The organism is Planctomycetota bacterium (assembly GCA_035574235.1).
In the GTDB taxonomy this organism is placed as follows: domain Bacteria; phylum Planctomycetota; class MHYJ01; order MHYJ01; family JACPRB01; genus DATLZA01.
In genome coordinates, this window is sequence record DATLZA010000034.1 from 1 (window position 1) to 12,960 (window position 12,960).

Sequence of the window (12,960 nt, forward strand, 5' to 3'; positions counted from 1 at the left end):
GCACTGGGCGTTCGTGCCGCCGCGGCGTCCGCCGGTGCCGGAGGTGAAGGAGCCGGCGTGGTGCCGCAACGAGATCGACCGGTTCATCCTGGCGCGCCTGGAGCGGGAGGGGCTGCGGCCTTCGCCCGAAGCCGACCGCGAGGCGCTCCTGCGCCGCGTGACGATCGACCTGACGGGATTGCCCCCGTCGCTCGAGGAGATGGCGCGCTTCGCCGCCGACACGGCTCCGGACGCCTACGAGCGGCTCGTGGACCGCCTTCTGGAATCTCCGGCCTACGGGGAGCGGTGGGCGAAGGTGTGGCTCGATCTGGCGCGCTATGCGGACACGCAGGGCTACGCGGAGGACCGTCCCCGCGTCATCTGGCCCTATCGCGACTGGGTCATCCGCGCCTTCAACGAGAACATGCCCTTCGACCGCTTCACGATCGAGCAGATCGCCGGAGACCTTCTCCCGGGCGCCGACGAGCGGGTGCTGCCGGCCACGGCCTTCCACCGCAACACCCTCACCAACACCGAAGGCGGCACCGACGACGAGGAGTTCCGCAACGCCGCCGTCGTGGACCGGGTGAACACCACGATGCAGGTCTGGATGGGCCTGACCATGGCCTGCGCCCAGTGCCACGACCACAAGTACGACCCGCTCTCGCAGGAGGAGTACTTCCGGCTCTTCGCCTTCTTCAATCAGACCGAGGACAGCGACAAGCCCGACGACCGCCCGTTCCTGGAGATCTGGACGGACGACCAGAAGCGCCGCAAGAAGGAGCTGGCCGAGGAGCTCGCCCGCGTAACGGCGGAGCTGGAGCGGGCGACCCCCGAGCTCGACGCGGCGCGCGCCCGCTGGGAGGAGGAGCTGTCCCGGCCGGTCTCCTGGACGCCGCTGCGGCCCCAGGCGCTGGAGGCGTCCGCGGGATCGTCGCTGGTCCTCCTCGAGGACGGCTCGGTGCGCGCGGAGGGCGCCGTTGCCGCGGGGGGCGAGAGCTACGTGCTGCGCGTTCCGGCCGGGCCCGGCAAGCTCGCGGCGATCCGGCTCGAGGCGATTCCGGATCCCGCGCTTCCGAAGTCCGGCCCCGGCCGAGGCGCGGACGGGCGCTTTCTCCTTTCGGGCGTCTCCGTGACGCTCAAGCCCGCCCGCCCCGCCGCTTCGCCGGCCCGCTTCGTCCGCCTGGAGCTGCCCGGCCGGCGGCGGTTCCTGCACGTGGCCGAGGTCGAGGTCTACAGCGGCGGCAAGAACGTCGCCCTCAAGGGCAAGGCCGCGCAGAGCAGCACCGCCTACGACGGCCACGCCCGGCTCGCCGTGGATGGGAACACGAACGGCGACTACTTCGGCGCGCACTCGACCACGCACACGGACCTGCAGGACGATCCGTGGTGGGAAGTCGATCTCGGCAAGGCCTTCCCCATCGAGCGCGTGGTCGTCTGGAACCGCACGGACGGCGGCCCGGGGATCCTGGAGCGCCTCAAGGGTTTCCGGATCGCGCTTCTGGACGCGGAGCGCCGGCCGGTCGTCGCGCAGGTTCCGTCCGCCGTCCCGAATCCGAAGCACGAGTGGACGCCGGACGGATCCCGGGGGCTGGCGCTGGCGGGCGGCGCGTCGGACCAGGACGGAGCGGAGACGTCGGCGGCGTTTCTGACGAAGAATCCGGACCCGGCGCGGCGCGGCTGGTCGGCGCCGCCGGGGGCCGGGGCGTCGGCCGTCCTGGGACTGGAGCGCGCGGTGGAGCTCGAGGCGGGCGCGACGCTCGAGATTCGCCTGGAGCATCCGGCGGGGCGGGCTCCGTTGGGGCGCTTCCGCCTGTGGGCCACGGGCGACGTTGAGGCGGCCGCGTGGGCGGCGCTTCCGGCCGGGGTCCGGGCGGCGCTGGCGCGTCCCGCGGCCGAGCGCACGCCGGATCAGGCGGCGCTCCTGGCGGCCTATCACCGCTCGATCGCCCCCGAGCGCGCGCCCCTGCGGGAGCGCGCGGCGGCTCTGCGCAAGGAGGCGGAGGAGATGAAGCCCGCGGGGACCGTCCCCGTCATGCGCGAGCTTCCGCCCGCCCAGAGGCGCAAGACGTACATCCAGGTGCGCGGCAACTTCCTCGTCCGCGGCGCGGAAGTTTCCGAAGGGGTCCCGGCGGCGCTTCATCCTTTCCCGGCCGGCGCGCCGAAGAACCGCCTGGGTCTGGCGCTCTGGCTGGTTCATCCGGAGAATCCTCTCGCCGCGCGCGTCCTCGTCAACCGGTACTGGGAGCAGATCTTCGGGATCGGCCTGGTGGCGACGAGCGAGGACTGGGGCGTCCGGGGCGAGATGCCGTCCCATCCGGAGCTTCTGGACTGGCTGGCGACGGAGGTGGTCCGGCTGGGCTGGGACCTCAAGAGACTGGTGCGGCTTCTGGTGACGTCGGCGACCTACCGGCAGTCCTCGCGGGTGACGCCGGAGCTCTGGGCGCGCGATCCGTCCAACCGGCTGCTGGCGCGCGGCCCGCGGGTGCGGCTGTCGGCCGAGACGGTGCGGGACCAGGCGCTTTTCGTGGCGGGGCTTTTGAGCCGGCGCCTCTACGGGCCGTCGGTCTATCCGCCGCAGCCGAAGCTGGGCCTGACGGCGGCGTTCTCCTCGTCGGTGGACTGGGAGCCCTCGAAGGGCGAGGACCGGTATCGGAGGGGGCTGTACACCTTCTGGCGCCGGTCGATCCCGTATCCCTCGATGGCGACGTTCGACGCGCCGGACCGCAACGTCTGCACGGTCCGGCGCCTTCCGACGAACACGCCGCTTCAGGCGCTGGTGACGATGAACGATCCGGTGTACGTCGAGGCGTCGCAGGCCCTGGCCCGGCGGATCGTGGCGGAGGGCGGCGCGGGTCCGCGCGAGCGGGCGGCCTACGGGATCCGGCGGTGCCTGGCGCGGGCGGCGCGGCCGGGGGAGATCGACCGGCTGGTCGCGCTTTACGAGGAGGCCCGGGCGCGCTACGCGGCGGACCCGGCGAGGGCCCGCGCGATGGCGACCGATCCGATCGGCCCGGCGCCGGAGAAAACGGACGTCGTGGAGCTGGCGGCCTGGACGGTGGTGTCGAACGTGCTTCTCAATCTCGACGAGATGTTTCTGAAACGGTGAGGGGAGCCATGGATCCTCGCGACGAACGCCTGCTCGGGATCACGCGGCGGCACTTTCTGACGTCGGGGCCGGTGGCGCTGGGAGGGATCGCCTGGGCCTGGCTGAGGGGCCGCGAGGTGGGCGCCGACGAGGGGGTGCCGCATCCCCTGGCTCCCAAGGCGCCGCATTTCCGGCCGCGGGCCCGGAACGTGATCTATCTTCACATGGCCGGGTCTCCGCCCCATCTGGATCTTTTCGACTACAAGCCGGAGCTCATCAAGCGCGACGGCCAGGACTGTCCCGAGGAGTTCCTCAAGGGGAAGCGGTTCGCCTTCACCACCGGGGTTCCGAAGCTGCTCGGGACGCCGCACAAATTCGCGCGGCACGGACGGAGCGGCGCGTGGGTGTCGGAGGCGCTTCCGGAGATCGCCGGGATCGTGGACGATCTGGCGATCGTGCTTTCGATGAACACGGATCAGTTCAACCACGCGCCGGCGGAGCTGCTTCTCTACACGGGGTCGCCGAATCAGGGGCGGCCGTCGATGGGCTCGTGGGTGACGTACGGGCTGGGGAGCGAGAACGACAACCTGCCGGGATTCGTCGTGCTCATTTCGAGCGGCACGCAGCCGAGCGCCGGAAAGCTCAACTGGGGGAGCGGGTTCCTGCCGTCCGTCTACCAGGGAGTGCAGTGCCGCTCGGTGGGGGATCCGGTGCTCTACGTGTCCGACCCGCCGGGGCTGGACCGGGATCTGCGGCGCAAGTCGCTCGACGCCTTGCGGGATCTCAACGAGCTTCAGGGGGCGGAGCTGGGGCATCCGGAGACGGCCACGCGGATCGCGCAGTACGAGATGGCGTTCCGGATGCAGGCGACGGTCCCGGAGGTGATGGATATCTCAAAGGAGCCGGAATCGGTCCTGCGCGCGTACGGCGCCCGGCCCGGGGCCGGGAGTTTCGCCAACAACTGTCTTCTCGCGCGGCGTCTCGTGGAGAAGGGCGTGCGGTTCGTGCAGCTTTTCGACTGGGGGTGGGACTACCACGGAACGAACGCGGGAGAAGCGCTGGGGGAAGGGCTTCTGCGGAAGTGCGCCACGATGGACCGCCCGGTGGCGGCGCTCATCCGGGACCTCAAGGCCCGGGGGCTTCTGGACGAGACGCTGGTCGTCTGGGGCGGCGAGTTCGGACGGACGCCCTTCCGCGAGGGACGCACGTCGAAGGGGGCGCTTCTGGGGCGCGACCACTATCCGGACTGCTTCTCGATCTTCCTGGCGGGCGGAGGGGTGAAGCGCGGCATCGTCTACGGGGAGACGGACGAGCTCGGGTTCCAGGTCGTGCGGGACAAGGTGCACGTGCACGATCTGCAGGCGACGATTCTGCATCTGCTCGGGCTCGACCACGAGAAGCTCACGTTCCGCTTCCAGGGCCGCGATTTCCGCCTGACCGACGTCCACGGCCACGTGGTCCAGGGGCTTTTGGCGTAGAGGGGCCGTTCAGGGGGAAAAGGCGAGGTAGGCCGCGAATCCCCGGCGGGCCGGCTCCGGAGCCCGCGAGAGAAGGCGCGCGAACTCCGCCCCCCGGAGATCCCGCCCCGCCGCCTCCAGAAGCCCCGCCGCCTGCGCCGCCACCGCCTCGTCGTAGCCCCCGAGGGCGGAAAGAAGCTCCTCCAGATTCCCCCCGTGACGCTCCAGCAGCCGCTCCGCGTAAAGCCGCGCCGGCGTGAAGCGGCCGTCGCCGTCGGCGTCCACCCAGATCGGATTCGTCGAGCCCAGGACCCGCGGCTCCCAGACGGGACCGTCCGGCTGATAGGGCTTCGGGATCGGCCAGAAAAGCTCCCGCACCCCCGGCCCGCCGGCCAGAACCACCAGATGGACGTCGTGCGGCGGACGCGGAATCCTCCAGGTGTGCCGGAACTTCACGCCCCCCAGCGTGGTCACCGCCGGCAGGCGCTCGTCCCGGATCCGCACGCCGTCGGCGAAAAGCTCGACCCGGTCCACCTGCGCCCACGAGGGACCCTGCACCGTGACCGACACCGAAAGCTCCGGCCCCAGGTCCGTCGCCAAGTCCCCGACGCCGTACCGGTCGTTCACCCGCGCCTGGACGAAAAGCCCCAGGCTCACGAGCAGCCGCCCCTCGCGGAACGCCCGCGCCGCCGCGTCGAGGTCGATCCGGCCGGGCTCGGCATCCGGCACCGCCACGTAGGTGCGCGCCTGCCCGGCGATGAAGCGGTTGACGTCGTGCGAGTCGCTCGCCCCCACCCCGAAGACGCGATGGCCCGCATTCAGAAGCGCGAACCAGTCGCGGTACACTTCGTAGAGATCCGTCCGGAGGGCGCCGGAATTGACGAGCTCCAGCGCCGTGAAGACGGGCGCTCCCCCGCGGCGGAAGACGCCCGTCACCGGATGGAAGTTCTCCGGTCCGAAGGGAACGTAGCCCGCATGCCGGTCCCGCGGATGGTTCAGAATCACGATCCGGTCCCGCACCGGCGCAAGCAGCGCCGGCCAGTCCCGCGCCGAAGCGGGCGGCGCCGGCGTCCCCGGTTCCACGGGGAAGACGTTGAAGTGCCCCACCGCGCTCGTGAGCTCGTTTCCCGCCACCGGCGTGAACCGGTCCCGCACCCCCATCCGCGCCGCCGCCGGCGCGTAGGTCTCGTGCCGGTTGTGCTCCGAGGCCACCGCCAGCTCCAGCCCCTCGCCCGCGATCGTCGCCGCCCGCTCGTCGTCCGTGGCGTCCCCATGGCCGCTGAAACTCAGCGTGTGAAGGTGCGGGTCGCACGCCGCCCAGCCGGGCGTGGACACCTCCCGGCGCAGCTCCAGGACGAACTGCGCGCGCCCGCCCGCGGCGAGCTTCACCGAGCGGCGATCGAGCCCGTACTCCGGCCCGCGCGTCGCCACGAGCGTGTAGCGCCCCGCCGGGAGCGCGAACCGCGCGTGGCCGTCGGCCGTGTAGACCACCCCCGGACGGACCGCGAGCTTCTGGTCCGGCGGCGCCGTGAGCGGCGCCAGATACCCTTCGGCGTCGATCACGGTCAGACGCGCCGGCACCGCCCGGCCGCCCTCGAGGACGAGCACCTGAAGCTGCGCCTCCCCCACCGCCTGGGCCGGCGGTCGGGGCGCGACGCGGAAGTCGCCCACGCGGATGTCGTCCGGCGGGTCGGCCGCCCGGGCCTCCACGACGACGTCGTTGTCGCCGTCCCTGAGAAGCCCGGCCGGGACGGGCAGCGCCAGGACCGTCGGAACCTCCTGCGGAAGAAGCCGCCCGAGACGCCGGCCGTTCAGGGAGACGTGCCATTCGCGCTTGACGTCCGCCTGGCGAAGAAAGAGCGTGTGTTCCGAGTCCGGGGTGGCCGCCGCGCGCAGCCGCACCGCCAGCCGGCGCCCTTCGGGGCGTTCGCCCGCGAACTCCGCCCACTCGGGACGGCCCGGGACGCCCAGGACGTGCAGGCGCGGCGGAAGAAGCGGCGCCGCCCCCGCGCAGGCGGCCAGGAAAACGAGCGCCCCCGAAGCCGCGCGCCGCGCCGTCATGCCCACTCGAGACGCGAAGCGCCCTTGGGAAGGTCGAAGCAGACGAGCGCCCCTTCCGGCGCGCGCGTCCAGGTTCCGGCGACGAGATCCGTGCGGCGGGCCACCTCGCGGAGGGCGACCTCGCGGCGCCCGTCCGTCCAGCGGGGCGCCCCGGCCGGAACGGGGGCCGCGACCTCGACCGTGAAGTCGGGACAGGCGAACGGGGCCTGGAACGTGACGGCCGTCCCCTCGCGCCCCAGGGGCGTCAGCTCGCGGGCCGCCCAGGCGCGGGCGATCTCGCTGAACTTCATCCAGATCAGGTGGTCGTACCGCGCGTGCAGCCGCCGGACCACCTCCTGGAAGATCCGGAAGCCGAGCTCCTCGCCGTTGTAGTAGATCCCCGGCCAGTGGCACACGAGGACCGCCGGCTCCCCCCGGTCGATCACCTGGGGCAGCCGGCCGCCCCGGAGGTCCTCCGTGATGAAAAGATCCACGTTGCCGGGCGTCAGGCCGTCCCATCCGCCGAACCAGTCCCCCGTGCAGCCGATGATGGAGACCACGACTTTGGGGTCGGGCCCCTCGAGGTCCGAGGCCAGAAGCACCTCCGGCGCGACGCTCCGTTCGTCCGTGTGGACCTTCTTGAGGTAGAACGGAATCTCGGTGCCGTAGACGTCGCGGCAGGCCTGGAGGACCGCCTGGGAGTAGGCCGGAAGCGACCGGCCCGCGAAGCCCCCGGGGCTCGTGACGCCCTGGCATTCGAGGCCCGCGTCCTTCACGGCGCGGAGCGCATAGGCGCAGTACTCGGCCAGCTGATCGGCGGACTTGCCGGCGCTCCAGGTGTTTTCCATGTGGTCGGCGTCGTAGGCGCGCACGGGCTTGCCGGTGCGCACGTCCACCATCCGCGTGTGGGTGACCATCTCGGGGGTGAAATCCCAGTCCCGCGCCATGAAGTCGCGCAGGAGCCTGAGGCTCTCGTCGAGCTCGCGCTTCGTCCAGCCGGGCAGCTCGCGGTCGATCCACCCCACGCAGGCGGGATAGGGGATGACGCTGTACTTGCCCTTGACGCCGCGCTCCCGGCACCACTCGCCGAACTTGCGGACGAAGGCGTCGGGGATCTCGCGGGGCAGCGACCGCCAGTCCTGCCGGTACCGGTCGGGCCACACGTGGGCGAACTGGGGGATGCAGAAGTGAGCCAGGTTGACCAGGCAGGTCGAGTCGTCCACGAGGAGGCTTACGGGCACGCGGGCGCGCGGGTTGACGGCGCGGACGCCGCGGGCCTGGGGGGGACGGTCGCCGCGGGGGGCTTCCTGCGCGCCGGCGGGCAGGACCGAGCAGGCGGCGGCGGCCGCCGAGGCGCGGACGAAGTCGCGTCGGGTCATCACGGCGTCCTCCTGATCTCGCGGATGGCTTCTTCCTTTACGCGAAAACGCTCCCGGTTTCCAGACTTACTGGTATAACGGGGGGCGGATTTTCCGGAAGGAGGGTCGGGCGATGGGCATCGGGAGCGTGACGTTCGCGGCGGCGCTTCTGGCGGCCGGCGGCGGGCCGGGCCGGGGGGAGGATCCGGTGTTCGTCTATGTGGGGACGTATACGGGCCGGGACGGGGCGCGGGGGATCGAGCTTCTGCGCCTGGATCCGGCGTCCGGGGATCTGACGCCGGCCGGAACGGCGGCCGAGGCGTCCAACCCGTCGTTTCTGGCGATCCATCCGAATCGCCGGTTCCTCTACGCGGTCAACGAGGTGGCGGACTTCGAGGGCCGCAAGACCGGCGTCGTGAGCGCGTTCGCGATCGAGCCCGCCACGGGCGCGCTGCGGTTCCTCAACCGGCAGTCGTCCGAGGGAACGGGGCCGTGCTACGTGAGCGTGGATCCGTCGGGGCGGTGCGTGCTCGTGGCCAACTACGGGGGCGGGAGCGTCGCGGCGCTGCCGATCCGGGAGGACGGCGGCCTGGGGCCGGCGGGATCCTCGGTGAAGCACCAGGGGTCGGGGCCGAATCCCAGGCGGCAGAAAGAGCCGCACGCCCATTGCATCGTGACCGATCCGGCGGGGCGGTTCGCGTTCGCCGCGGACCTGGGGCTCGACAAGGTGCTCGTGTACCGGCTGGACGCGGCGGCGGCCGGGCTCGTGCCGAACGAGCCTCCCGCGGCGTCCGTGGAGCCGGGCTCGGGGCCGCGCCACTTCGCCTTCCATCCCGGAGGGAAGTGGGCGTACGTCATCAACGAGCTTTCGAGCACGGTGACGGCCTTCAGGTACGACGCCGGGCGTGGGGCTCTCGAGCCCTTCCAGACGGTGTCCACGCTTCCGGCGGACTTCAAGGGGACCAACTACACCGCCGAGGTCGTCGTTTCGCCGGACGGCCGCACGCTCTACGGATCCAACCGCGGGCACGACAGCCTGGCGATTTTCCGGATCGACCCCGCGGACGGTCGGCTCACGCCGGCGGGGCACGTTTCCACGGGCGGGAAGTGGCCCCGGAATTTCGCCCTGGCGCCGGGCGGCCGGTGGCTCCTGGCGGCCAATCAGAACTCGGACTCGATCGTCGTCTTCCGGGTGGACTCGGAGACGGGGGGCCTGGTCCCCGCCGGGCGGTCGGCGAAGGTGGCCAAGCCTGTCTGCATCCGGTTCCTCGCGGCCGCGCCGTGAGGCGGGGGCGTCAGAAGAGGATGATCGTCACCTCCGGGCCCGTGAAGAGGACGCGCGGGTTGCGGGCGATCAGAAGCGTCCAGTAGTACGTTCCCGTCGAGCCCTCGCTGCTCCAGTAGCCCGCGCCGAGGTGGGTCCACCCGGGATCGCGCAGGACGTCGGCCGCCGTCGTGATCCAGAGATTGTGGACCTCGTCGGGACTCCAGAAATCCTCTCCGGAGGCCACCAGTTGGGTGAGGGCCTCCGCCGTGAGAAAGCTGCGGGCCAGGCGATCCGCGGGCTCGTCGCCTTCCGCGTTGGCGCCGTTGGGGAAGGCCATCGCGGGATGGTGGACGGCGTAATGCTTGGAATGGGCGCGGGCGTTCCGGCGCAGGTCGGGGAATTCCGTCAGGAACGCGGCGCGGGGGAAGCGGGGGTCGGTGCGTCTCAGACCCAGGGCCGCTTCGTATTCGGCGATTCTCCATTCCGTCAGGAGCGTGGTCAGCCGGTTTTCCTGGTTGACGATGACGGGGAAGTCCCGGGCCTCCACGTGGGTCATGAGGGGGTGGCGGTTCCCGAGGATGTAGATGTCCGGGTACGTGTAGGTGCGGATGTCGGTGGGATCGGTGTAGCCCAGCGTGACGGTGGCCGTGTTGGGGTCGTTCCAGAGGAGGGGCGTGTCGCCCGCGGGGCCGTCGCCGCCCTGCGAGACGTCGTTCCACAGGAGGGGGGTATCGGCCCCCACGCCGCCGCCGCTGGTGGCGCCGCTCTGGTTTTCGTCCTCGCCGCAGCTCAGAAGAACCGCCAGGCCCAGAAGCGCCGCGCCTCGGGTGATCCCGCTCCGCATACGAGCCTCCCTTTCCTGAAGGCTCGCCCCTGAGACTTCGAGCGGCTCACCCCTCCATGCATATTACGGCGCGATCATATGCTCGAGTTTCGATCTTGTTCGAAACCGGGAAGGGTTGACAGCCGTCGCGCGGGGCGGTTGGATCGTGGGGGATGATGCGCCGGGGAAGGATCGCCGGGATTCTTCTTTTCTATTCGGGGTGCGTTTCCATGCCTCAGGACATTTCGCCGGATCTGGCGGCGCTTTTCGACCGGTACCTGGCCGAGCGGGCGGCGCTCGATCCCGAGTGGGCCACCTCGGTGGGGATCCACGAGCACGACGACCGGCTGACCCGGTACGACGACGCGTCTCACGCGGCGCGCCGGGGGCTGGTCGAGAAATACCTGGCGCTGGTTCCGGAGGAGACGCTCGACGGGCGGCTCTGGAAGAGCGATCTTCGGTCGCAGCGGTACGAATTCCGGCGGCGCGATGTTCGGGAGGACACGCCGGGGCTGGCGCTGGGGGCGGTGTCCGTCGTCCACGAAATGCTCGTCAAGGATTACGCCCCGTGGGAGGAGCGCCGGGCGGCGGCGGAGCGGCGGCTCCGGGAGTTGCCGGAGCGGATCGAGGAGGCGCGCCGGCGGCTCCGGCGGCCGCCGCGGGTGTGGACGCTCATGGCGATCGAGGACGGCGAGGGGGCGGTGGAGTTCCTGCGGGGGCTTCGGGAGCTCGACCCGGCGGTGACGGAGCGGGCGCGGGAGGCGGTCGAGCGTTACGTCCGGTTCCTGCGCGAGGAGCTTCTGGGGCGGTCGGACGGCAGTTTCGTGCTCGGGCGGGAGGGGTACGACTTTCATCTGAGGAACGATCATTTTCTCTCCTTCGGCGTCGAGGAGCTGGAGCGGATCGGGCGGCGGGAGTTCGAGCGGACGAAGGCGATGCTGGCGGAGCTCGACGCGCGGTGGCCGGAGACGCTGGAGCGGATGAAGAGGGAGCATCCGGCGGCGGGGGAGCTTCTGGAGGTCTATCGGCGGGAGGTGGAGCGCGCGCGGCGGTTCGTCCGGGAGCGGGGGATCGTGGGGATTCCGGAGTGGGAGCGTCTGGAGGTGGCGGAGACGCCGGCCTTTCTGAGGAGCGCGATTCCGTACGCGGCCTATTCGCGGCCCGGGCCGCTCGATCGCTCCCGGGTGGGACATTTCTACGTGACGCCGGTGCCGGAGGGGGCCTCGCCGGAGGAGGCGGCGGAGCAGCTGGCGGGGCACAACGTCTACGACATTCCCGGGACGGTCTGGCACGAGGCCTATCCGGGGCATCATCTTCAGTTCGTGTACGCGAAGGACGTGGTCTCGAAGGTGCGGCGGCTGAACGAGTCGCCGCTTCTTTCGGAGGGGTGGGGTTTGTACTGCGAGGAGCTGGCGCACGAGACGGGCTACTTCCGGGATCCGCGGGAGCGTCTGATGCAGCTCAACTGGCGGCTCCAGCGGGCGGCGCGGGTGATTCTGGACGTGGGGTTGCACACGGGGCGGATGGGGTACGAGGACGCGGTGCGGTTCCTGATGGAGGAGGTGCGGCTGAACCGGGCGCATGCGGAGCGGAGCGTGAACGCCTACACGGCGGCGCCGGTGTATTTTTCGACGTATCTCGTGGGGATGCTCGAGATCGTGCGGATCCGGGAGGCGTGCCGGGCGCGGCTGGGGGAACGGTTTTCGCTCCGGGAGTTTCACGAGCGGTTTCTTTCGTACGGCAACGTGCCGCCGGCGCTGATCGAGGAGGAGCTTCGGAGGGAATGGCGATAGGCCGCTCCAAAGTTTTCCGCGTTCCGGCCGATATAGAGTAATGCCTTTACGCGGAGAGAGGAGGGAGCGGCGTTTATGGTGAAGGACATCAACGATCACGGCCTGGAGGAGCGGGTGCTGGAGGCGGAGGGGCCGGTGGCGGTGGCCTTTCTGGACTTCGGCTCGATTCCGTGCGTGCATTTCCGGCCGGAGCTGGAGGCGGTGGCGGAGGCGCTGGAGGGGAAGGTGGCGTTCTACCGGATCGACGTGACGGAGAATCCGTCGATCACGGAGGAGCTGGGGGTTCAGGCGGTGCCGACGCTGCTGGTGTTCCGGGACGGGGACGAGATCGCGCGGTACGAAGGCCCGTACAGCCGGGAGGCGCTGGGGGAGCGTCTGTCGGCGCTTCTGGCGGGCAAGCGGCCGGAGTAGGGGCGATCCTTGCGCGCGCCGGGCCGATCCGCTTGAATGGGCCGCCATGCGGACGGCGAGGCTGCGGGCGTGGTTCCGCCGTGCGGCGCGCGATCTTCCCTGGCGGCGCACGAAGCATCCCTATGCGATCTGGGTTTCGGAGGTGATGCTCCAGCAGACCCAGGTGGCGACGGTCGTTCCGTACTATGAGCGCTGGATGAAGCGCTTCCCGACCGTCCGCGCTCTGGCGCGGGCGTCGCTGGACGAGGTGCTGAAGGTGTGGGAGGGGCTGGGGTACTATGCGCGGGCGCGGAACCTGCACCGGGCGGCGCGGGGGATGAGGCGCTGGCCGCGGACGGCGGCGGAGTGGCGGCGGGTGCCGGGGGTGGGGGCGTACACGGCGGCGGCGATCGCGTCGATCGCGTACGGCGAGCGGGCGGCGGTTTTCGACGGGAACGTCCGTCGGGTGCTTTCGCGTCTGGAGGGGCGGGACGTGGCGGCTCCTCCGCCGGTGCCGCGGGGGGATCCGGGGGAGTTCAATCAGGCGCTGATGGAGCTGGGGCAGCGGATCTGCACGCCGCGGGCGCCGCGGTGCGGGGAGTGTCCGCTGGCGGGGGAGTCGTTCGAGGCGTGCGTGCGGCGGGAGGTGGAGGAGGAGACGGGGTTTCGGGTGGCGGTGGGGCCGCTTCTGGCGGTGGTGCCGCACCGGTATTCGCACTTTTCGGTGGAGCTTCACGCGTATCACTGTTTCTGGCGGGGCGGGGG

9 protein-coding genes are annotated in these 12,960 nt (G+C 71.1%); 6 read left to right on the forward strand and 3 right to left on the reverse strand.

Going from position 1 to position 12,960, the window contains the following annotated elements:
* The coding region (locus VNO22_03020; GenBank protein HXG60324.1) for a DUF1553 domain-containing protein at positions 1–3,088 on the forward strand (3,088 nt) is incomplete at its 5' end.
* An 8-nt stretch (positions 3,089–3,096) separates the two neighbouring features.
* Positions 3,097–4,545 (forward strand): DUF1501 domain-containing protein, encoded by a 1,449-nt coding sequence (locus VNO22_03025; protein HXG60325.1) that lies wholly within the window; start codon positions 3,097–3,099, stop codon positions 4,543–4,545.
* A 9-nt stretch (positions 4,546–4,554) separates the two neighbouring features.
* Here the strand turns inward: VNO22_03025 and VNO22_03030 are convergent, their stop codons facing one another.
* Together VNO22_03030 and VNO22_03035 are read right to left on the reverse strand one after the other, a co-directional pair.
* Positions 4,555–6,585, reverse strand: coding sequence for a CehA/McbA family metallohydrolase (locus tag VNO22_03030; GenBank protein HXG60326.1), 2,031 nt, complete (start codon positions 6,583–6,585; stop codon positions 4,555–4,557).
* On the reverse strand, positions 6,582–7,943 hold the full coding sequence (locus VNO22_03035) for a twin-arginine translocation signal domain-containing protein (GenBank protein ID HXG60327.1): 1,362 nt from the start codon (positions 7,941–7,943) through the stop codon (positions 6,582–6,584). The genes VNO22_03030 and VNO22_03035 overlap by 4 nt, the downstream gene beginning before the upstream one ends.
* 112 nt (positions 7,944–8,055) lie before the next feature.
* On the opposite strand from VNO22_03035, the gene VNO22_03040 reads away from it, so the two are divergent.
* Positions 8,056–9,207: a lactonase family protein gene (locus VNO22_03040; protein ID HXG60328.1), complete on the forward strand. Its 1,152-nt coding sequence runs from the start codon at positions 8,056–8,058 to the stop codon at positions 9,205–9,207.
* A gap of 10 nt (positions 9,208–9,217) precedes the next feature.
* On the opposite strand, the gene VNO22_03045 is transcribed toward VNO22_03040, so the two are convergent.
* The gene (locus VNO22_03045; protein HXG60329.1) at positions 9,218–10,033 is read right to left on the reverse strand and encodes a hypothetical protein; all 816 of its coding nucleotides are present in this window, start codon (positions 10,031–10,033) and stop codon (positions 9,218–9,220) included.
* A gap of 152 nt (positions 10,034–10,185) precedes the next feature.
* Here VNO22_03045 and VNO22_03050 point away from each other — a divergent pair, with 152 nt between their 5' ends.
* The 3 genes from VNO22_03050 to VNO22_03060 form a co-directional block, all read left to right on the forward strand.
* The gene (locus tag VNO22_03050; GenBank protein ID HXG60330.1) at positions 10,186–11,805 is read left to right on the forward strand and encodes a DUF885 domain-containing protein; all 1,620 of its coding nucleotides are present in this window, start codon (positions 10,186–10,188) and stop codon (positions 11,803–11,805) included.
* Positions 11,806–11,880: 75 nt separating this feature from the next.
* A complete protein-coding gene (locus VNO22_03055; GenBank protein HXG60331.1) occupies positions 11,881–12,216 on the forward strand; it encodes a thioredoxin family protein in 336 nt (111 codons plus the stop codon).
* Positions 12,217–12,262: 46 nt separating this feature from the next.
* On the forward strand, positions 12,263–12,960 hold a 698-nt coding region (locus tag VNO22_03060; protein ID HXG60332.1), incomplete at its 3' end, for an NUDIX domain-containing protein.